This window comes from Vibrio sp. V15_P4S5T153, from assembly GCF_963874485.1.
Taxonomy (GTDB): domain Bacteria; phylum Pseudomonadota; class Gammaproteobacteria; order Enterobacterales; family Vibrionaceae; genus Vibrio; species Vibrio anguillarum.
Genome location: NZ_CAWNHR010000017.1, coordinates 842,063 through 859,797, shown reverse-complemented (window position 1 = coordinate 859,797; position 17,735 = coordinate 842,063). Strand labels below are relative to the sequence as shown.

Genomic DNA, 17,735 nt, shown 5'->3' with positions numbered 1-17,735 from the left:
CCTAACAAATTTTACATATTAAATTCGAATGATTGCTTCTTGCCGTATAGCTCGTTGTTCACCTCTTTGAACATTCCACCTAGTGCCGATTGAAGGTAAAGATTGAACTTATCTTTCTCAAGCGTTCTTTCTAATACGTCCGCAGGGATAAATCGCTGCATCTCGGTTAGAAACTTCTTATCATTAACCATAGATGGAAGTCGTTGAACTGCGCTAGTTAGAAGCTGATCATAGTTCTGAATTTTGTAATCATTAAGCTTCTTCTCGATGAGTTCAGGGTTAATTTGAGCACCTTGTTGCTGCAACCATGCTAAATCCCAGATATCACGAAAACGAACATACTTCTGGCAAGCTGGCAACGAGACAAGCTTATCAGCCATAATTTCTTCAAGAGTTTCAGTAATAATGATTGTGTTTTCGTACTCTTTCAAGAAATCGTAGTTAATATTCAAAGCTGATGGCTCAGATGTGTATGCAGGAATATTCGCAATCTCAAGCTTTATTTTCTGCTTAGGCATATCTTTTTGAGATGGAGAAGTCGTCACTGCAATCTGCCATTTATCAACTTTGATTTCGTTGTATGCAGGCTGATATCGCAGTTCTTTTGGCTGTTTCACAGCAACATCAACGCTATAGCGTGAGCAGATGTAATCTTCGATACACTCTTTGATTGGACGCAAATGCTGACTGGTAAAGTCTTTACCACCAGCAAAATCTAAATCTTCACTAAATCGATTTCCACCATGACAAAGACGTAGTGATGTACCACCTTGAAACACTAATGCATCCAGGAAACCTTCTTTCTCAAGAGCATATAAAATATCGTAGTGAAGCAATTCTTTCTCAACGACTGGTCTCATATTTTTTAGGTTAGGGTTAGCCATTGCTACCTTAGCCAAATCACTAAATTTACTATTATTCATTTTTTATTCATCCTCCGCATCGACCAGCATATGAGTATTTCTACCCACGCGTTTTAAATCACGCAATGCTGCTTCTTTCTTTGCGAATCTTAAGTGTCTATCGGTTTTATTTGTACTATTCAGTATATCAAGCGCGTCTCTCTTTGTCTTTGTGAATTCAATGATTCCATACAAAGTTTTAAACCGCCCACTGCGCCCAGTAGTCATAACAGTTAGTGTAGAAATTGGAATTTGCGAAATAAGTCCATATTCCGATAGTGCTGATTCAAGAGAGATGTAATTGTATTCACCCCTTCTTAACGCCCCAGCTACTAATTCAATTGTGTTCGCGCCTTTATTTTTACTATAGGCGAAGACATAAATACCTTTGCAAGCTGATTCGAGGATACCTGACTTTACTAAACGTGATAGACCTTTTTTGAAGGCTTCGTCAGCATCATCGAAAAAGACACGTCGAAGGTCGCGCTTGGTATAAACATAAATACCTTTAGCGTCGAATTTGTATAGTCTTTGTAATGCTGTTTGAGTGTTCATTTTAAGTCAACTTCTTAGGTATAAATTATTCCTCTTAATGTATACTTAATCTAGCATAACTCAGCTAAGTATACAATAAGGGTAACAGAATTTATCTTTAGCGATGACTTGTTAAAATAGTGCAGTGAGCCAAAGTCCACTCGAAGGGGAACTTTTCTTATCTTTAGTGATTACTTGTCTGGCGAACAGCAAAACACACAAATCTACGAAAAAGGCAATAAAACGTACCTTTAATGATAACTTATGTTTGTGCTTACATGAAAAAAACACGCGCCTAACGAGTGAGTGGTGTTTCTTAAGTGCTGAATGGAGTGTTCATGCTAGATATCCTTTTATTATTGTTTGATTTTTTATTTGGTCTATTTATGCATTCTATTGTTTATGCACATAAAATGCAGTGATCTAGGTATCAAAAAAGGGATTTTCGAAAAAATCCCTTTATTTGTTATTAGCTATAAAAATGGAATTCTGGTCTTACAGAATATGATTGCCTTGCTGCAACTCGATTTTCACCTCTAGCCACTTGAGCATTAAACAATGAACGATACCATTCCTCTGCTTTTGGATCCTCATTGCAATCATAGTAGTTCAGAGGCTTAACAAACCGACCTTTTACGCCAAGCTCCTTACGTCTCTTAAGAACATAACTCTTAGATAACGGGATAGACAAAAAGATCTTTAAGTTATCCCAAGGGTTAGCTAAAGCCTCAATTGGGTCATAGCAATCACTCATTCTATCAGCTACTTGATCTGATCGAGAGTTCCAGTTTCTCAATTCAACTGGAAGTTCATCGATTGACAATCCAGTTAGCAGCATGAGATCGTAAACAGTGGACACATTCAAATAGAAGCTAAGGTCTGGCTCATCACCAGTAATGTAGCAGTATGCGTAGTTGTTTTTATCTCTAATCTCTAGAGCTTTTTGCAATTCAGTTGGCGTACTTCTACTGTCATAATAACCCTTGTGCTTCTTAACATGCACTTGACGCACAAGTTCTCTTTTCCTTCCTGCTGGAGCGGTTCCATCCTCAACCATCTTGAGATAAGCACCCCCGATAGCAAAGCGATCATGATTAAGGGAGATAATATCGTCCATAAGGGTAGGGAGGTTCTTACTGATTTTCTCAGCAATCCATTTTTCCATTTTCACCTTATTGGCTTCAAATTCCTCATTCATCAGTTTGCTAATCATGACCGATTTATTATATCTTGCGATCAAATCGGCTTCTGCTTGGATTTCCTCTGCTGTACCAACTGATGTACTAGGCAAAGCCTTTAATCCCATTTTTTCAATAGATTTTCCTTCAGCATCGGTTGTAGCTAAAGAAACCTTGCCGAGCTTATTCTCAATCAATAGGTTACTCGCGGAAGAAAGCTCAGCAGGGATATATAACAATGCCTGATCAATTTTCTTATCGAACTTATCTTCCATCCAATGGTTTTTGTGCATAAAGCGTTTTGCCCGAGGGTTGCTAACCAGGAAATTATCTCTATTTAATTCGGTTGATTTCTTAACCTTAATGGAAGTATTTACCTGGTAATTAACAGGCAGGTTTGATACCCCTGATTTAATCTCAAGCAAAGCATGTGATACTGATTCCTGAGAAACATAGCTCAAGTTCGGCAAAGCCAGCTTCTTGCTAATAAGCTGGTTTCGACACTCTTCCATTAGGAACGTCAGCCATAGAATACTATCACTATACATAGAGCGTACTGTACCAAGAACTCTTAGACCAGAATCTGAAATAGCAACCTCTGTCGATTCTGATTCCACGAGCACCCGACCGTTATCTTCTACTTGGAGGTTCATCATTTCATAAGGGAAGTATGAGTTTTCGTAGCGACTAAGATTGTAGCGCTGATTTCGACTACTCATAGCATCTCTCTGGAACATTGTGGATTTAGGCTTGTCAGTTAACAGGTGAATGTCTTCACCTGATTTCACAATCATCACAAAGAAGCTATCGAACGCTCTCTCTGGGCGAATCATGCTTAATGAGAAGCCATTAGGGATCATAGAAGACTGCTCAATCAAATGTTCAACACTGTTAAAGACAAAGATCTGCTCTTGGATTTTAAACTGTTCGTTTGAAGCAACCTTTGCACTTCTAGAAACGCAGTATTTTGCGAAGTCGGTAAAGTCGTGTTTTGCCCGAAGATAAATGTGAAATGCTCGATCAAAAAGTTCATCTTTGACTTGTTCGCCAGGCTTATAGAATTCGATTACGTTTCGGCACTTTTCTTTAAACTGATTAATCCCATGAGCTAGCACAGAGTTCTCAAGGAACAATGTTCCTAAAGTGTAGCCAGCCAGATTTCTGTGTTGGTGGCTATCTTGATTCAAGACATTTCTTACGCTCTCGAAGCTAATGAGGTTTTTACATGTTTCAAAGTAAGAGCTAAATAGAAGACCCGCTCCAATACAGCTTGGGTCATTTGCCATGACAGATTGAATTTTCTCATTCACCTTTTTCACATCAAATTGCCCAGCATATCGAACTTTATCTGCCGAATCGAAAGGACTGCCAGTCATAATTTCCCAGCCTTTGATAACTTGCGACAGCGCCTTATCTGCTGGTAAATCGGTTAAATCAACGCATCGTTCGAATACTAGCTTAACCTTTTGAAATGGAGGGAGGCTATTGAAGGTGTCTAGCTGATTCCAGATGTAATCAGGGACAGAATCTGAGTTGTTTAAGTATGCCAGATGGCTAGTACGAGAAATGCCAAACAGCATGTAAAGTCTATTGATTAACTCGCCTCGAATCACACGACCAACAATAACGTGACCGACTTCCTCAATGAGCTTATTCATTTCTTGTTCATAGCTTAGATTGCGCATTCTGACATTCCTTTTTAGATTATGTGTCATATACTGACACATAATCTCAGTAACCGCAAGTTTAATGAACTCCCTTAGCAGCTACGCCGTAAACCCGCGCCCGATCAGTGGTGGAGTCACTTAATCGTCTAATAAATATATTATTAAATAGTCATTCCCATACTATTATTTTGCTTTGAAACTATGTTTCTATAGTTATTTGAGTGTTCAGATTCTAGATACTTCAATGCATTATTAAACCCATTTATAATTTTCTCTTCTAAATCTGGTCGGTTCTTATTATTAAAGAAATATGCTTTATGCATGATATCTTCTAAAAAGTAAGCTTCAATCTCCCAAGGTCTGTCTTGGTAAGGAATCGCATCATACACCCCGAGTTCCTCACCATTCCATCGAGCATGGAACTTACCATCAGACTTCCATAACCTATATTGCAGCAAGTTTGTTGCTTTTTGATTGATATGGACACACTCATGAGCAAGTGTTTTCAATTGATCTGTAATTGGAGCGTCCCTTTTAACTATCACTATAAAATCTTTATTTTTCTTACTGCCTAAGGCGTCAGTATAACAAGACCCAAGTCCATTCTTACCAAGCTTTGTGGATCTCATCTCAAGCCTGATATTCAAGGTATTACACATCCTTGTTGACATAAGCATTTTGCAGAAATACTCAGTTGCATTTATGAGTACATCGTGGTTATCCTTGAAACCACCTCTTTGATAAATTTTAATATTCATTAAAAACCCATTGCTATATTTAATTATTTATATTTTTACATTAAAAAATGAGTCCTTCAAATCAAAAATCATTGTAAATAATTATCAGATAATAAATTTATTGACTTTTGGGTTTGCAAGTGTATAGTAATAAAAACAAGGCTTTGTCAAAATGATCACATTAAATGTAAAGATTAAACGTAACTATTCAAGACTCTGCCTGACCACCAATGCGTTGTCAGAACATGAAGTTGATGAAATTTTTAATCAATTAAAAACTGTAGAGCCAGATACAGAGACTCAAGTTTCTTTGCTTCTAAACCAAAAACTAAACCTTGATGAACAATGTTCTAAGCGAGCATTTAAGATCTCGGAACCACTTTCTAATGCCGATATTGAAATCGTAATCGACTATCTTGGCATTACCATTTCGAAAAATAAGTAAAAGGAAACACCATGAGCCGATTCGAGCCTGGAAAGAAATACCTGTTTATGCGTCACCAGTTCGTCAGTTTGGATAAAAATGGCAAACCGAACGGCACTCTTTTTTACACTAGCATGTTAGACCAACCTCTTATCAGCACAGAGTTTGTCGTCCTTACCTGCAAAGAAGATCATGAAGTCTCCATTGATTACACGAACGACAAAACAACGGGCTACACCTTCTCTGGCGAAGACCAAAATGTAATCTTCAACAATCAATACCCATCAGCTAGCTATGGTCAGTTATCAACTGCGGGTGATTACATCGTTAAAGCTCTTGTAAGCGATGATTCTGGTGAACCAAGCCTATTGAAATACGTTCTTGCTGAAAATGTTTTGAACGATATCTCTATGTTTGGTGCTCTACATGGTCTGACTGAAAAACTTGAACAGGTCATCAATGAGATCAAGCAAGCGGTAGACGTTAATGGCTTCAAGCTTGAAGATGATGAGCTATGTAAACTGTTCAAAGACGAAAAGAAGAAATTATTGAAAATTGTTGAGGCTTAAGCCTCAACTTAACGCAACTAATCATTAAAGAGGATTCACCATGAGCCGTTTTCAAGTAGGTCAAAAACACCCATTTGTTCGCCATACTGTCTGGCTTCGCGATCTTAAAGGAAACCGAACACGAACATCTCACTCTTTAACCCCTCATGGTGAGGATACCGAGAGTACAGAGATTGTCTATTTAACGTGCATCTCAGAACACGATGTTCCGCATGAATATGATGAGTCTCAGTTGGCTAAAGGTTACATCTTCAAGAAAGATGATTGTGAACACGATTTTCACAATCAATATCCTACTGCATCATATGGTCAGGTCTCTACTTTCGGTGACTGGGTTGCCTCTGCGTTTTACGAAACAGAAAGCGGTTATGAAGAGCAAGAGTACTTTTCTGTAAGTGAAGCACTGAACTCAATTGAGCGATTTGGCAAAAATGGTGAGGCTCTGCCAGAGTATCTATCAAAAATTAAATCCATTATGCTAAAGTCTCTTGAAGAAAATGGATTCAAGCTTGAAGAAACAGATTTTAGCAAAAGACACTCTCAAGCCATTGGCTACAAAAACTGGAAGATTGTTCCTGCTTAATGTCGGAGTTTAAATTGAAAACAATTAATGTCGTTATCTCAGATGATAACAAACATGCCGTTTCAGACTGGAACGTTTATGATTGGTGTAAGAGCCTGAAAGATGGCGATACCGCACATGTAGCAACATCCTTGATGTTTAATGAACTCCGAATTGGCGTGGCTCAAAATGAAATTAAACCATTTTCATTCGAGTTTAATGGCAATAAACTCTCTGTTTGCGAAAAAGGGGAGCTAGTCGGAGAAACTCGATGTTGGCCTAAAGGTTTTTTTGATCAGCAGTCCATTCAGGTTCGTATGTTGATGAGCGGTAAAGATCGTAATGAAGTGACGAAATATGTCAACGAACAAAAAGACCGATACAATCAAGCTAAGAGCAACTAATTTTGTTGACTACCGTTAGAGACGGTATCTAACGGTAGTTTCAATAAACCTACCAAACCAGGACTTGCAATGTATTTGTTTAACCATTTATTTATGTCCAGATTGATCGCCATTATCGCCTGTGTGTTTGGTTATATGTATTTTACTACGGTGTTATCTTTGGACTCTTTGTTAACAAATACAGATGATGCCAAGCCAGTAATTGAATTTTTAACACCTTGCCTTCCTTTTGCAGTCTTACTCCCGATTGTTTCATTCGCGAACCCTTTTTTGGTTCAACCACTTCATCAAGCATTAAAGTATCAGACTCCCTTATGGAAAATGAAGGTTCTAAGTTACAGACATTCTTTGCGCAAGTCGTTCATGAGAAACAAGATTTATTGCGGTTGGTTTGGGGTCATTAGAATCATTAGGATTGAACGGCGGATTCTCCTTTATGTAAAAGCAGGTGGTATCTGGGAAAGCGATAAGTACAGAGCAAACCCACTTTTTGTATACTATCTGATCAAATTTAAAGGCTACGAAGCAAGCTCAAACGAAGAGTTTTTATATAAGAGGCTGTGATCAATAGTTGTTTTGAAATTAATTATTATCCTATAAAGATAAATTATTTACTTTTACTCTAAATGATGTATATTTATAAACATTATAGAGTAAGGAATTTTTTATGTTCACTGTTGACCCCGACCAATTCGAAAACCGAATCCTAGCTGGTTTTGATCTCAGCCCAATTCATGATTGTAATCAAGGTGCAGGAGCTATTTTCTTTCTTGGTCACGATATCCCAGACCTTTTCTCTGAATACCTTGAATCTCTCAGAACCCACAAAAACACATTGATTACTCGCCCAAAGGTCATTGAGCTTGTTCATCACATCTTATCCTTTTATATGGACGAAAATGGAAAGCTTTCTGAAACCCGCTTTGCCTATAAAGAAGTAAAGCGTGATGCTTTAAATATTCTTGAGCAATTCAAGGAAGGAGAGTTGTTCTCAATCCTATTTAACCTTGAAGAAATCCCAAAAGAAATCAACTCAGATATGGTGTACGAACTGTTCATTAAGGATGGAGTGGTAGACCTGAAATTTCCATTGTTTATGACAAAGCACTTTTTGGATGATTCTTTACTTTATAGAGTCATTAACAACGCCGATTACCCAGTGGGTGATTGCGAAGATATTGAAGGCTGGATCGCTGAACATTCATACTTACCGTTGCTTCTTCACAAGGATAAATTGAAACCAAAACTTATCCAAATCATGGAACTTGAAAAATATGGTGAATACGGTTTTCTTTCTGAGTTAGAGCAGGCAACTAGAACATTTGGCTCATCTTTCAATGATGAGTATCTATATGACAATAAGCTCGATGGAAAGAACCTTACTGAAGCGGCAGTAGAGCTAGTAATGGAAATTGGATTGGATGAGTTATTGAAACTCCCTTGCGAGGCATGTTGGGAAGAAGATGCTGAAAATCCTGTCCAATTCCAAAATTACACATCAATCACTATGCTGTTGAACAGCTATCTAAACAAACGACGAGTAAAAGATAAGCTGCAATTGGAAGATGTGTTTATTACCGACATTGCCAATTACGCTATTCAAAACTCAACAAAACCATCTAGCGAAACGCTTCTTGATAGAAATTACTTACCTGAAATCGTTAAGAAGACAGCAGAATTGCTCGATCAATACGAAGGTGAACCTCTTCACTTTAGCACACGGTTCATCAACTCATATATTAGCGTAAGAGGAAATGCTGACCTTCTAAAAGATAATGAAAAGTTCATTGCTAATTGGTTTAGTCGCTGGTCAGATGAAGAAATTGATGGATGGGAGTCATTCATTAATAAGAGAACACGACTTCGTCTGAACGAAAAATTCACGCTTGAAGACTCATTAGACAAAGAGGATTACTACAAGCTTGTACTCCTGTTCGGCAAAGATGAGGTTGATAGCAAACAGTTTGCTGAGTTCTGCAATGAGCACAAATCAGACATCTTTGTTGAGCATGATGGTGAGAGATTCCGACATTTCGACATCGTTCACTCTGGCGGAATTCAATTTTTGTTAAGTAGATACAAATAATCTTAGCGAATGAGGATTATAAGCCGTGGATGAAAATCGCTAAATAAGTTGAAATGAGGACTATTAACCGTGGACTTTGATTTAAAAATAGTCTTAGTTCACGGTTCACTCTCCCTGAACCTCTAAATGGAGCCTTGCTATGCAGTTCAGACCTTGGAAACCGAGTTCTTCAGATGTGTATATACGCTTTTACGTAGTAGGCAGAGAAGGTGAGTTTCTATCCAAAATTGGCAATAGAATTCAAGTAACCTCACCAAGCAATGCCAGAAAGATTGAGATCACTAGATTTCTACACTCTGTGGGAATTGATATTCAAACTGTTGGGCTTAGAGAACTGGCTATACTTCTGGATGAAAAAGGCTTAACACAGTCATCCAATCATACAAGAGGCAGAACATATCATCAGGAGTCTAGATTTAACCAAGCTATGAACAACGTAATTGGAGAGGGGAGATTTAAGAGCCGAAATGCTTTCGGCAAAGATTCAAACTTTTCTTTTAGTGATTCCTCTCTAGAGCAATTGTACAATGAAGCGCTTCATCTTGATGTTTCATCAGCTCCGTTCAAAGACTCCACCTACAAAGACGCTATTGTCCTTGTAGATCATCGAGAACCTGCTGAATTATTCAATAAGTTAAGCAGCACTGGGATTAAGAATGTACACCCGACTTCTTTACCTGACGGAGATATTCTCGTTACTTCTCAGAGCGATCCATCCAGAGTTCTTCTTATTGAAAGAAAAACACTTACAGACCTGTACAACAACATCACCTCAGATAATCACCATGCACATGAGCAAGCTGAGCGCTATTACCGAAGCATGGTAAGCAATGCAAACGAAGGTATTTACATGCAAGTTGTTTGGATTGTCGAGGGTGAAAGGAAAGAACAAGGTCAGATCCGCACACTATACAACGTACTTCCTCAGGTAAAACAGATGGATGGTTGGCTGAATTACATCTCCGCTATTTGTTGCCAGCAGACCATACAGACGTTCAACCTGAATCACACAGCATACATGGTAGCAAAGCTCATCCAGGGCTTTGTTGAGCAATCCTTATACTACCCTGTCAAAGTCAGAAATACGCGAGTAGATTTGAGTTCTACTGAGCGTAAGAAGATGAATAAAGCCTTGATCCAATCGGACTCTGAATCCTCTCATAAAGGCGTTATCAGCGCTTCTGATGGCTTAAAAGGAATTTTGGCTATATTGCCTGGCATAAACACCAAAGTCGCCTATGAGCTTGCTATGAGCGGAAAATCTCTAGCGGAAATCGTTAACATGACTGAAAACGAACTTCTTGAGATTAAGGGGATTGGTAACAAGACCGCTAAACAAATTTTTAGAATATTTAACTTAAAAGGTGAGAATAATGACAACTAAGATCTTTTTCTTTGTTCGATAGCGATACTCAACACCGCCGCTTGACGACCTATCAACAACTCTATCCAAATAACCTTGTTTGTACAGCTTTTGTAGTCTATTAGAAGCATTGTTGATGTTAATATCCAATCGCTCAGCAAGATTTGCACTAGTCATCTGACTTGCTTTTAACCACTTAACAATCTCTACAGATTGAGGTGAAAGCATAACGGATTTCACCTCATTCAAGTTAGAAAGAATCATGCCTCTTAACTGATCAGTATTCATGCTTTTCCTATTGGGTTTGCTAGAGAATTATTCATTAAAATTCAAGCGCCAATGCAATAAAAATTTTATTCTTTGCGCTTGAAAGGTAAAACATTTGCACCGAGCTGAAAATCTTCTTCACTCGATTCTGATTCATGCATCTCACTTCGCACAGCCTCTCTTACGCGAAAGTGAAACTGTAGTGAACTTAACAACCAAAATGCGACCACAACGACTAACAATGCAATCAGAAACAGTAAGACCCAGTCTTCTAGTGACATAACACTCAGATAATCAGATAACGACACTCAAACCTCCAATAATTTATGAAATAACAACTAGCCCAAGAAGAATCCCATGTAGTTATCCGCCTGATGCTTAAATGAGTTATCAAAGTAATATTGAGAATCCTTTTTCTTTAAAAACATTTTTTTCATGCCTTTCTCAATAGTGTATACATCTCTGATAGATTCGATTTGCTTTCTGAGACTGTGATCGGCGGACTTGAACAAATCGGCAATGATATTTCTTTCGATTTCAGTTAACACAGGGATTCTCTTTACCCCCAACCCCGAGCAGCCTTGCTTATCAAGTGTTCTTAATTTGTGGTCGAGTTCAGGATCGCCCTCCCACTTTTCACGAAAATCAGAATCCTTAATGATTGAGTAATTTAAGTCCGAATCATGCTGAGAGATACACTCAATGTACTTCGCTTGCTTCGAAATGCCATTAATATCTGCGACCACATAATCGTCACTGCAAACTTTAGATAGTCGGAATGCAAGGCTTTCAAGCATCTTTTTATTTCTTGATGCCAATACACCATAGCCATGATCATGAGACATGAATTCTGAGCTTACTCTCAATAAAACGTGCATCAGGATTGCTCCGCCACTAAAGACTCAAGACGTTTAATTTCATCATCCAAATCAAGGTACTCATCTAACTTATAGATTCGGATAAATTCAAGACTTAGATCAGGTGTCGCTGATTCAATCAGAAGCTTTAGTGACATAGAGATTACCTGAAATGAAAAACCCGCATCACGAACAACCATTTCATCATTTTCTTTATCCACGAGCACAATCTCATTGATATCTCGGATAATCTTCAGGTTTTGCTCAGTGCAATTTTGTTCATCTTCCATGAACTCTTGAAGTTCTGAAGGGTACGGAGAAATATTTGGATTAAATAAATTTTTAAGCATGGTGCGCTCCTTGTTTTGTTTTTATTATATATCGTTTTGATTTTGTGTCAATTCCCGTGCTTGACTAATTAATTTAAACAATATAAAGTTTACGAGAAATCAACAATAAAAGGTCAGACTATGGGAATTTTTGATTCACTTCTTGGAAGAAAGAAGAAAAAACAACAAGCTCGTAATCGCGCTATTCAGGGGTCACGTTCAAGCTCAAATACCCCTTATGTGAGCAACACGGTAGTGGTTGATGACACGCCTACTACAACAAGCTTTTCTGGTGGTGGCTTCAGTGGTGGTGATAGTGGTGGCGGTGGCGGTGGCGGTGACTGCGGCGGAGGTGGTGGCGGTGAATAATCTATCACAGCACCGTTAGGCACTATTGTGAAAATAAGCTCTAATACTCGATTATTAGAGCTTTTTGTTATTTTTAGCCATTTCAGAGAATATCATCGGCAAACAACTCTTTTTTACAGCCCACCACAGCGGAAACGCTCTTATATAAACAGATTTTATAGTTGATTTTAACGATTAAACTTACTAAAATATCAAAAACCTAATCGTTCAATGAGAATAAAAATGATCTGCAAAGGTTTCAAAAACATCCTTTCATTTATGAAGGGAGAAGTCACACAAAAATCAGAATTAGCTATTAGCGCAGACAACGTATTCATTGGTGACAAATATTCACAAATGGAGCTGGTGGCAATTAATTCAGTTCAAGCTAGCCCAAATGCAGCTTTTATCGTTTCACCTCAGTACACGCATGAACTTAGAAGCCACACTATCCCTAAAAATGTAAGTCTGCTTGAAATTGATGCTGAACTTGAAAAAAGTCATGCTGACTATGTTCAAGCGATTGAGAATGCCGTTAGCGAACTGTTAAAGCGTAAGGAAGCCCCTGATGTAATCATTATTGAAAACTGCCAGGTTGACCTCCGCAAGCAATTTGGCGAAGCAATGGATGACATCACTTTACTGTACATTTACCACAGCGGATCTGAAATGACTTCTGAAAAACACAGAAAGTCATCTGGAATTGTTCATCTATTTCATCATGAAGACCCTGCATACATGCTAAGCCACCTTTACGGATTGACCAATACACATTCATACGTAAAATCCTCGACATCTCTCAAACAGCAAGAGTTTGTGATCGTACATATTTCATAAGAATGGATTTGCCATGAAACAGCTAGAGCCTCTTTACGATCTTCACGTCTCTGAATTGGAAAGAGGCACTAGAGTGGAATTTACGATATGTGAACTTTTTGAAGAAAAAAGAGACATTTCCTCTAACCCCAATTATTCTGATGAAAACCAGATCTTAAAAGAACTCGGAGACTTGCATCATCTTGCATTAGATCTGTTCGAAAGAAATGATGATGGAATGCATTTCTGGACGGTTCCAGCGCTTAAGCAGTACTTGATAAATGGGAGAAAAGGCTCTGGTAGCCTTTTGTACAAACCGAACTGCTTATTGTTTTTCCGCTGTTACAACGTCAGAGATTATGAATCAGGTCAAGAGGCTTTCTGTCTGAACATTTGTTTTGCTAACCGTTAGCAAGGCAGAAAATCAAATATATTTACAATTTAAAAATCCTGAAGCTATGCAGTGGTGGTTTTTAATTGTAAAATTAATTCTCAAAAAAATAATTAATAAAAACGGAGAATTACATGGTTCAGTTCATTAGTGAAGACTTCAGCATTACTGCATCTTTGATGGGATTAGTTCCTTTTGGTATATACCTTGGAATTTCATTTTTAATGGTATTTTTCTTCTTGTTTCTATACAAGGCGATCACACCATACAATGAGATCGAGCTAATAAGAAATAAATCACAAGCGGCTGCTATTTCGTTAGGTGGTGCTTTGATTGGCTTTTCTATCCCTCTAACTACATCAATGGAACAGAGCGTGAACATTGCTGACTTTTTGATTTGGGGAGCTATCTCTGCTTCAGTTCAAATCCTAACATTCTGTTTCGTTCGTATCTTGATAGGTGATATTACTAATCGAATGAAAAATAATGAGATTGGTACAGGCATTATTTTAGCAGCAAGCTCAATTACAATGGGTATGCTTAATGCGAGTGCGGCAACATACTAGTCATTGAAATGACACTAGCAATTGGTCGCTTAGTGCCTCCCTTGGGAGGCACTAACTTTTATTAGCAAACTCGAATTACGAACCCGTTACCGATACTGCCGATCAGATCAAAGCACTCAAGGTCTTTGATTAGAGATTCATGTCCTTTGAAGAAATCGGCATTTTCAATACTTGTAAATTCTGCCAGATTTGTTTTAAACACATCACCTAGTCGAAACAAGTCGCTAGATTCAAGATCCATTTTAGCGCCAATCTCCGTGAAGCATTTGATAAACTGCTCGAACGTCTCACATCCTTCGTTAATATCGCTAACACCAAGATTTACAAAGAAGTCAGACTCATTAGCCTTACCAAACGCCTTGCTGAAATATGAATCGAATGGGGATTCTTTTACAACAAGATAAAGAGGCTCTTTCGCATCCTTGAAGTAAAGATTACTTAGTTCATTGATTGCAATCTCATCACTTGTGGCTTTGTTAGCGTATGTGAAAAGCTCTGTTTCTTCGATGCTGTAGCTTAAGAGCTTTTCAAAAACGAAGTAAGTTTGATTAGCCAGATAAACTTCAAGCTCAGAACCCCACCAATTAACCGTGTTCTTACGGTGAATAAAAGCATTCAGTGCGGAAGCTAATACACCACCAATCGCGTGTACATTACCCTCCATAACCAAGCCAAACATTTTGCTGGTATCTTGCTCTGTAGGTAGTGTTACTTCATCATTCATAAGTCATTCCTTATCTCGCTATTGTTTTAAATATACATTAATAAGAAACAGGAGTCAATATATAATTTACATAATGGCTTTTATGTGTATAATGAATGCAACAACACATGAGGGACAGCACTCCAAAAGCTCACAGCCCTAAGTTTCAAGCAACCTTCTGTACTGGGACTCTAAGTACGCAGCAACCTCTGGTGTAATGCAGCGGCGACGATACTTAATCACAAGAACTAAGTGATAGTGAATATTGTAAACACTGTGGTACAGCGTGTTTATGGCTTGTTTTTTTATAATAACTAAATATAATCAATTGTATGAAAACAGCAATCCGTAAAGTTACATACAAACTGAAACCATCAGTTTCTCAAGAAGAATCGCTGATGGATTTGTTTGTGCATCATCACCAGTTGTATAACTGGGCTTTACGTGATCGCATCGAAACTTACCGCCATTCTGATTACGGCCTTAGCTTTTCAGAGCAGTGCAAAATCAATACCTTCAAAACGCACCGCGTTTAGTGGGAGTTAAGTCCATATCTGCTCTTATTGAGATTATCCCTCGAATTTCTGAGTATCTTTCACTTAAAACAAAAGGTTCCGATCTCAGCCATTCAGAATTAATTAAGTCACTACAGGTGGAAGGGATAACCCTACTACTCGATACTATCCAGAAAAATAGTTCTAAACAACGGAGAGGGTACGACAGAATGAAAATGCCAACTGAAAGTGAGCAGAGAAAAAGCCAGTTTTTGTCTAAACACTTCAAGTTCACGAAAGTAAGTGCAGAAGAGTATCTGAACAAAGTTAAATCGGTTTTGGTTGAGACTCTTCCTGGAGACTCAATCACGTTCAGGCTTTACCATTTAAACCCTAGAAACTATTCCTCAAGCATGAACTTCTCTATTTTTTATAATGACATTAGAGATAGCGTAATGTTAAGAGATGAACGTGGCGTAACTTATGATCATAGCGAAGCTGTAGAACTACTAAGCAGAAGCTATAAAGAAATTCCAAAGCAAGAACTTGATGAAAGAAAAGAGAAATTAAGAGCTTTACTGAAGTCGAAATAATTACAGGATAATAAATTAGTTTTTACTAAAAATCCTTATTGACACAATGATCAATAACTGGCAGTATTCAATTATGAATTAAGCGTATCCTTATTCATATAGACCTCCTTGTATTTATTAGGTTTAGTCAGCCTAAACTTTATTCAAGATATATTTCTTGCATAAAAAAAGGGGAAAGATTTTAGGATCTTTCCCCTTTTATCAATTAAGTTGATTAACTAATATTAACGCTCGCTTTAGGAATGGGTTCGTTGGTCAAACTTTCTCTCAAGCCCTCACCTCGAACACCTGAAATTGCATTACCTCGGCTAATTGTTAATGATTGACCAATCACTTTCCACAACTCATAAGCTCGCTTTCCATCTACTGGTACATTCTCGTTTCGAATTCCGAAGCTTGAAGTTTCATGATGCCCCATGATTCGTTTAATCATCATCAGGCCTTCATTAATATCATCTACTTCATCAGCACTAAGGTCTTGTGACTTTCCATCTTCCATACACTTCACCAGAGCGCCCTCACGAGCCATTTCGGTTAAATGCTCAATCTGACCCATAGATAGGCGCATAAGCAGCTCAAATGCCTTTAGAGCGGATTCTGCCTGATCTTCAGTCATCGTTAGTGTGATTTGTTTCATGCCTTCTCCATCCATATATCTTCGCCAAAAGAAAGTAGTCGCCTCAGCGACTACAAAATCAATCTCTGTTTATACTCGCGTGGCTCGGTACATACACAATTTGTATTCCTTACCATCCGAAGCGCAATTAATTTTCCACACTCCGTTTTCTTTCTCTGCCGAATTCAAATCAGAAAGACTAAACACGACTTCATTGAATCCTGAATCATCGAGAACTTGAGCAACGAAAGCTTGATCTTCATCGTCTGCCTCGGCATCAAAAGTGATACATGGCTTTCCATTCAGAATAATATGATTAACATCTTGAAGATTTTCAAAGAAGTCGATCTCTGTGTTGCGCTCAAGAGTCGTTACACCTTCATCATGTAAAGCAAACTCAAGTGCATTAAGCGATGGCGTACCGCGACCAACGACATCAGATCCTCTTAGAATTTCACCAGTAGAGGCTCGAACGCACAATTCATCATCAATAATCATTTGCTTAATCTGATCAGCAGAACATTGTTTTAGCGCCTCATCTGTCATTGTGATCATGTCAATATTTAGATAGCCAGATGTGATTTCAATGGTTAGTGCGTCAAGTTTATTCATTTTTACATCCTATATTTTTAGTCACCAATATTCGTTAATAATGATTCAGAGAAGAGGGGAGTTACCCCTCAAATCATTGCAAATGCTTCACATCTTCTTTGAGGTAAACTTTACAATCTGGAGAAACATTGACCCAATTAAGCTCATCGAAATTCTTAACCAAGATTTGATAGTGAGTCTTCCCATCAGCAGTTACTACGGTTCTATCTGCATAGGCAAAGGTCTTATAGTCCATATGACCTTTTCTATGTGGGTTAAGGCAAGCTAATCGAGGCTTCCAATCTGACAGCAATGCTAAACAATGTTCTTCAGTGATGCAGGAGTCCATATCACTTAAGTGTTCCAAATAGTGACCAAAGGTAGTTCCGTCATTTAGCTTTAGAACGTCACCGAACTTTAACCCTTCCAACTGTGACAATTGCTTTTTCAGCTCGTCACCTTGAGGCTTCTCAAATGTTGATCGACCAGTTTTTACATACTTTAGATGGTGTGTTTTAGACATTCCCATTTCCTCGTCAACTCTCTATGTTTTTATTATACATAGATTAGATTAGGATTCAATAATTATTTAATTATTTAATTATTTAATTGTAAAAATACACCTTAGTACACGATCTTCCTTCCAGTCCTCAGACCAAAATCTGTTGTCATCAAACCTAGCAACCAAATCCGAATGGATAAATCCGTGCATATTGATAATAGTTCTCGCAGCACTTG

General features: G+C 38.1%; 26 protein-coding genes. 13 read left to right on the top strand and 13 right to left on the bottom strand.

From position 1 onward, the window contains the following. Nucleotides 1-11 precede the first annotated feature (11 nt). The 4 genes from AACT42_RS15190 to AACT42_RS15175 form a co-directional block, all read right to left on the bottom strand. Entirely contained in the window at nucleotides 12-923 is a 912-nt protein-coding gene (locus AACT42_RS15190; protein ID WP_094133422.1) for a nucleotidyl transferase AbiEii/AbiGii toxin family protein, read from the bottom strand. 3 nt (nucleotides 924-926) lie between these two features. Then, the gene (abiEi, locus tag AACT42_RS15185) at nucleotides 927-1,457 is read right to left on the bottom strand and encodes a type IV toxin-antitoxin system AbiEi family antitoxin (RefSeq protein ID WP_094133421.1); all 531 of its coding nucleotides are present in this window, start codon (nucleotides 1,455-1,457) and stop codon (nucleotides 927-929) included. 448 nt (nucleotides 1,458-1,905) lie between these two features. Continuing rightward, nucleotides 1,906-4,299 carry a hypothetical protein gene (locus AACT42_RS15180; protein WP_094133420.1) on the bottom strand — a complete coding sequence of 798 codons (2,394 nt, stop codon included), beginning with the start codon at nucleotides 4,297-4,299 and terminating at the stop codon, nucleotides 1,906-1,908. Nucleotides 4,300-4,442: 143 nt separating this feature from the next. After that, nucleotides 4,443-5,039: a hypothetical protein gene (locus AACT42_RS15175; protein ID WP_094133419.1), complete on the bottom strand. Its 597-nt coding sequence runs from the start codon at nucleotides 5,037-5,039 to the stop codon at nucleotides 4,443-4,445. A 151-nt stretch (nucleotides 5,040-5,190) separates the two neighbouring features. On the opposite strand from AACT42_RS15175, the gene AACT42_RS15170 reads away from it, so the two are divergent. The 7 genes from AACT42_RS15170 to AACT42_RS15140 all read left to right on the top strand — a co-directional run bounded on the left by AACT42_RS15170 (nucleotide 5,191) and on the right by AACT42_RS15140 (nucleotide 10,447). Continuing rightward, the gene (locus AACT42_RS15170) at nucleotides 5,191-5,463 is read left to right on the top strand and encodes a hypothetical protein (protein ID WP_094133060.1); all 273 of its coding nucleotides are present in this window, start codon (nucleotides 5,191-5,193) and stop codon (nucleotides 5,461-5,463) included. 11 nt (nucleotides 5,464-5,474) lie between these two features. Next, nucleotides 5,475-6,011, top strand: a complete 537-nt coding sequence (locus AACT42_RS15165; RefSeq protein ID WP_094133061.1) for a hypothetical protein — start codon at nucleotides 5,475-5,477, stop codon at nucleotides 6,009-6,011. 40 nt (nucleotides 6,012-6,051) lie between these two features. Next, nucleotides 6,052-6,594: a hypothetical protein gene (locus AACT42_RS15160; protein ID WP_094133062.1), complete on the top strand. Its 543-nt coding sequence runs from the start codon at nucleotides 6,052-6,054 to the stop codon at nucleotides 6,592-6,594. A gap of 14 nt (nucleotides 6,595-6,608) precedes the next feature. Continuing rightward, nucleotides 6,609-6,977, top strand: a complete 369-nt coding sequence (locus AACT42_RS15155) for a hypothetical protein (RefSeq protein WP_141193209.1) — start codon at nucleotides 6,609-6,611, stop codon at nucleotides 6,975-6,977. A gap of 69 nt (nucleotides 6,978-7,046) precedes the next feature. Continuing rightward, entirely contained in the window at nucleotides 7,047-7,541 is a 495-nt protein-coding gene (locus tag AACT42_RS15150; RefSeq protein ID WP_094133064.1) for a hypothetical protein, read from the top strand. Between the two features lie 103 nt (nucleotides 7,542-7,644). Beyond that, nucleotides 7,645-9,063 (top strand): hypothetical protein, encoded by a 1,419-nt coding sequence (locus tag AACT42_RS15145; protein WP_094133065.1) that lies wholly within the window; start codon nucleotides 7,645-7,647, stop codon nucleotides 9,061-9,063. A gap of 139 nt (nucleotides 9,064-9,202) precedes the next feature. Beyond that, nucleotides 9,203-10,447, top strand: coding sequence for an ERCC4 domain-containing protein (locus AACT42_RS15140; protein ID WP_094133066.1), 1,245 nt, complete (start codon nucleotides 9,203-9,205; stop codon nucleotides 10,445-10,447). Here the strand turns inward: AACT42_RS15140 and AACT42_RS15135 are convergent. The 4 genes from AACT42_RS15135 to AACT42_RS15120 form a co-directional block, all read right to left on the bottom strand. Further along, complete coding sequence (locus tag AACT42_RS15135) at nucleotides 10,421-10,714, bottom strand: winged helix-turn-helix domain-containing protein (protein WP_094133067.1); 294 nt, start codon at nucleotides 10,712-10,714, stop codon at nucleotides 10,421-10,423. The genes AACT42_RS15140 and AACT42_RS15135 overlap by 27 nt on opposite strands. 65 nt (nucleotides 10,715-10,779) lie before the next feature. After that, complete coding sequence (locus tag AACT42_RS15130) at nucleotides 10,780-11,001, bottom strand: hypothetical protein (protein WP_141193210.1); 222 nt, start codon at nucleotides 10,999-11,001, stop codon at nucleotides 10,780-10,782. A 30-nt stretch (nucleotides 11,002-11,031) separates the two neighbouring features. Beyond that, the gene (locus AACT42_RS15125; RefSeq protein ID WP_094133068.1) at nucleotides 11,032-11,571 is read right to left on the bottom strand and encodes a hypothetical protein; all 540 of its coding nucleotides are present in this window, start codon (nucleotides 11,569-11,571) and stop codon (nucleotides 11,032-11,034) included. Next, on the bottom strand, nucleotides 11,571-11,900 hold the full coding sequence (locus AACT42_RS15120) for a hypothetical protein (protein WP_045592117.1): 330 nt from the start codon (nucleotides 11,898-11,900) through the stop codon (nucleotides 11,571-11,573). The genes AACT42_RS15125 and AACT42_RS15120 overlap by 1 nt, the downstream gene beginning before the upstream one ends. Before the next feature lie 120 nt (nucleotides 11,901-12,020). Here AACT42_RS15120 and AACT42_RS15115 point away from each other — a divergent pair, with 120 nt between their 5' ends. From AACT42_RS15115 to AACT42_RS15100, 4 genes are all read left to right on the top strand, one after another. Then, nucleotides 12,021-12,248 carry a hypothetical protein gene (locus AACT42_RS15115; RefSeq protein WP_094133069.1) on the top strand — a complete coding sequence of 76 codons (228 nt, stop codon included), beginning with the start codon at nucleotides 12,021-12,023 and terminating at the stop codon, nucleotides 12,246-12,248. Between the two features lie 222 nt (nucleotides 12,249-12,470). Beyond that, complete coding sequence (locus AACT42_RS15110) at nucleotides 12,471-13,064, top strand: hypothetical protein (RefSeq protein ID WP_094182932.1); 594 nt, start codon at nucleotides 12,471-12,473, stop codon at nucleotides 13,062-13,064. Between the two features lie 13 nt (nucleotides 13,065-13,077). Continuing rightward, nucleotides 13,078-13,455, top strand: a complete 378-nt coding sequence (locus tag AACT42_RS15105) for a hypothetical protein (RefSeq protein ID WP_094133475.1) — start codon at nucleotides 13,078-13,080, stop codon at nucleotides 13,453-13,455. Between the two features lie 113 nt (nucleotides 13,456-13,568). After that, nucleotides 13,569-14,000 carry a DUF350 domain-containing protein gene (locus tag AACT42_RS15100; protein WP_094133476.1) on the top strand — a complete coding sequence of 144 codons (432 nt, stop codon included), beginning with the start codon at nucleotides 13,569-13,571 and terminating at the stop codon, nucleotides 13,998-14,000. A 61-nt stretch (nucleotides 14,001-14,061) separates the two neighbouring features. On the opposite strand, the gene AACT42_RS15095 is transcribed toward AACT42_RS15100, so the two are convergent. Together AACT42_RS15095 and AACT42_RS24835 are read right to left on the bottom strand one after the other, a co-directional pair. Then, a complete protein-coding gene (locus AACT42_RS15095; RefSeq protein WP_094133477.1) occupies nucleotides 14,062-14,724 on the bottom strand; it encodes a hypothetical protein in 663 nt (220 codons plus the stop codon). Between the two features lie 138 nt (nucleotides 14,725-14,862). Continuing rightward, nucleotides 14,863-14,967 (bottom strand): hypothetical protein, encoded by a 105-nt coding sequence (locus AACT42_RS24835; RefSeq protein WP_369597157.1) that lies wholly within the window; start codon nucleotides 14,965-14,967, stop codon nucleotides 14,863-14,865. A gap of 68 nt (nucleotides 14,968-15,035) precedes the next feature. Here AACT42_RS24835 and AACT42_RS15090 point away from each other — a divergent pair, with 68 nt between their 5' ends. Together AACT42_RS15090 and AACT42_RS15085 are read left to right on the top strand one after the other, a co-directional pair. Next, nucleotides 15,036-15,239: a helix-turn-helix domain-containing protein gene (locus tag AACT42_RS15090; RefSeq protein WP_094182930.1), complete on the top strand. Its 204-nt coding sequence runs from the start codon at nucleotides 15,036-15,038 to the stop codon at nucleotides 15,237-15,239. A gap of 188 nt (nucleotides 15,240-15,427) precedes the next feature. Continuing rightward, nucleotides 15,428-15,790 (top strand): hypothetical protein, encoded by a 363-nt coding sequence (locus AACT42_RS15085; RefSeq protein ID WP_141193235.1) that lies wholly within the window; start codon nucleotides 15,428-15,430, stop codon nucleotides 15,788-15,790. Nucleotides 15,791-16,004: 214 nt separating this feature from the next. Here AACT42_RS15085 and AACT42_RS15080 read toward each other — a convergent pair whose 3' ends face one another. The 3 genes from AACT42_RS15080 to AACT42_RS15070 all read right to left on the bottom strand — a co-directional run bounded on the left by AACT42_RS15080 (nucleotide 16,005) and on the right by AACT42_RS15070 (nucleotide 17,520). Continuing rightward, a complete protein-coding gene (locus tag AACT42_RS15080; RefSeq protein WP_141193236.1) occupies nucleotides 16,005-16,427 on the bottom strand; it encodes a hypothetical protein in 423 nt (140 codons plus the stop codon). Nucleotides 16,428-16,496: 69 nt separating this feature from the next. Further along, on the bottom strand, nucleotides 16,497-17,018 hold the full coding sequence (locus AACT42_RS15075) for a hypothetical protein (RefSeq protein WP_094133480.1): 522 nt from the start codon (nucleotides 17,016-17,018) through the stop codon (nucleotides 16,497-16,499). Between the two features lie 73 nt (nucleotides 17,019-17,091). Next, nucleotides 17,092-17,520 carry a hypothetical protein gene (locus AACT42_RS15070; RefSeq protein ID WP_094133481.1) on the bottom strand — a complete coding sequence of 143 codons (429 nt, stop codon included), beginning with the start codon at nucleotides 17,518-17,520 and terminating at the stop codon, nucleotides 17,092-17,094. Nucleotides 17,521-17,735 lie beyond the last annotated feature (215 nt).